The following is a 1,654-nucleotide window of genomic DNA, read 5'->3' as shown; positions in this document are numbered from 1 at the left end:
CTGGAATACTGGTGAGACGAAGTAGGCCGTATGCGCATCGATTATGTTCGCCTTGGTATCGACCGAAAATTGCTCGACGCCTTTGAATATGCCCTTCGCGGCAAAGGAAAGGACGTCCGAACGATTGTAAACATGCCACCATCGCTCAAACCGGGTCGGCTTGGGGGCGGGCACAGCCTCTTCTTTGCTGGATTGAAACAGGCTGAGCTCTTCAAAAAGGCCGAGCTGGCACCCGACCGTCAGAAACAGGTCCACCTTGAAGGTTGAGCCCAGTGCAGCGTCAAGCTCAGTCACGGATGTCGAATCGGAGAACAAGTCATAGAGAATGTTAGCCCCCATAGAATGACCTATCACAACAAGCTTCTCTCCGTTGTTCCGGGCCTCCTTGGCTGCGGCAACGAGATCTGCATAAATGACCCCACGGATTTTCTCGCGGCTCGCTCCATCCTGTTTCAGATACACGAAGACATCGCCTAGAAAGCGGGCCACGAGAGGCGTGACTCGCCGAACACCCCGCTCAATTGGGCCATCAACAAGGTTCAGGCCAGCACCGGCAATCTTTCCCGCCACCTTCTTTAAGGCAGACCTTAGTCCCAGACTCGCGGATTCGGCACTAGCCTCCTCCCCCACTTCCACCGCGAGCTGTTCAAGAAAGTCCTCATCCGATCTCAGTGCCGAATCTTGCACCCATGCGGGCGCGGCGACCCGCTCTTCCCCGCGATCAAGGAGCACGGCATAATCCGCAATCCTGTCTGCAAGCGCCGGATCGGCAGGATCGGTACTGGTGTCCGCCAGCATGATCGATAAAGTGTTGAGAAAGCCGACAAAATCATCACGCGCCAACGCGAGCAGCTGACTGCCCTGGGCGTCGATCTCCGTTTCGGGCGTGTCCATAACGAACGGCGCAAGCTCGCCAAGGACCTGATCGCCGGAAAACTTCAGATAAAGCTCGCCAAGCTTGGCGGTGGCGCCATGTTTACCCCAGTAAGGATCGCGATAGGTGTGGGGCACGTCCTTGAAGCAATATTTGGTAAAATTTTCGCGCCTCTTACCGACTGTATTTTCATAAGTTGGGTCATTCTCTTTTTCGCGAACCGAAACGCCATGCACGAAGACGATCTGGACCATCAGGGCTCCCTCCCTCTGTAGCCGCGGACAGTCTAAGGTTGAACGGCGCAGAGCGGAACCGCAAAATTTGTAAATTCAAAAATTATAACTCAGCGCAGTGTGTTTTTTCGGGCCACGTCGCTACAGATAGGTTGCGTCTTGAGGGCCAGAGCGGCAAGAGATGCTACCGATACGCCCGCCATTCCCCGATAGCTCAAGCAGCGCTGGGCGCCCCTTTTCCCGTCAGTAGTGATGAGGCTATAATGAAGTGTCGTGCCGACGATATCTTGAGGGCGCACCGAACAAGCGAGTAGGCCAGCATGGTCGGGCCGCTGACAGACGGGCAGTGCTGCGGGTATCAATGTTACTGGGCAGGCCAGGCCCCTCTGATATACTCAATCAGACAGCAGGCCTCTAACTTCTCCTATCCATCCATGATGCGGCGCCAGGCAGGCGCGCATCTGCTGTTCAAGTGCAAGGGCTCCGTTGCGGAGGTCAGATCGAGACGTAACTGGCTTCGATGCCTCCAGGGCCAGAAATCTGAGCC

At 55.9% G+C, this 1,654-nt stretch carries 1 protein-coding gene; it reads right to left on the bottom strand.

Translation table 11 applies throughout. The annotated features are described in order from the left end of the window. The coding region (locus tag WA989_RS05385) for a hypothetical protein (RefSeq protein ID WP_424339480.1) at positions 1 to 1,128 on the bottom strand (1,128 nt) is incomplete at its 3' end. Positions 1,129 to 1,654: the final 526 nt, after the last annotated feature.

It is taken from the genome of Henriciella sp., from assembly GCF_049649345.1.
Lineage (GTDB): Bacteria > Pseudomonadota > Alphaproteobacteria > Caulobacterales > Hyphomonadaceae > Henriciella.
This window is presented reverse-complemented; position numbering and strand designations above follow the sequence as displayed.